Source organism: Blastococcus sp. TF02A-35, from assembly GCF_004571075.1.
Taxonomy (GTDB): Bacteria; Actinomycetota; Actinomycetes; order Mycobacteriales; family Geodermatophilaceae; genus Blastococcus.
The window spans coordinates 1-641 of sequence record NZ_SPQP01000087.1; the positions used below are offsets into that span (position 1 = coordinate 1).

Below are 641 nucleotides of genomic sequence, written 5' to 3' on the forward strand. Positions count from 1 at the left end.
GAGCCGGTGGCCTTGTGCACCGGCAGGCTCTCGCCGGTGACCATGGACTCGTCCACCTCGGACTCGCCGTCCTCCACGACGCCGTCCACGGGGATCTTCGAGCCGGGCCGAATCAGCAGCAGATCGCCGGTGACGACCTCGGCGGTGGGCACCTCCACCGGCTGGCCGCCGCGGATCACGACCGCCCGAGGTGGCGCCAACTCCAGCAGCGCACGGATGGCGTCGTTCGCCCCGCCACGGGCACGCATCTCGAACCAGTGGCCGAGCAGCACGAACGCGGTCAGCACGGTGGCGGCCTCGTAGAAGACCTCACCGCCGCCGGTGAGCGTGATGACCAGGCTGTACAGCCAGCCCGCGCCGACCGCGACCGCGACCAGGACCATCATGTCCAGGGTGCGGGCGCGCAGCGCCCGATAGGCGCCGTCGAAGAAGATCCAGGCCGAATAGAAGATCACCGGCAGCGACAGGAGCAGCGAGAAAACGTCGTCGCGCAGCCCGAACGGCGCCGCCGCCTCGAAGCCGATCACCTCCCGGCCGATCGGGGACCACAGCAGGATCGGAATCGACAGCAGCGCGGCCACCAGGAAGCGGTTGCGCATGTCGCGAGCCATGTCATCCATCGACATCCCGGCGTGGTGGCC

1 pseudogene is annotated in these 641 nt (G+C 69.7%); it reads right to left on the bottom strand.

The features are described from left to right. Positions 1 to 641 (bottom strand): annotated as a pseudogene (locus tag E4P43_RS19695) (ATPase P); the annotation flags it as partial.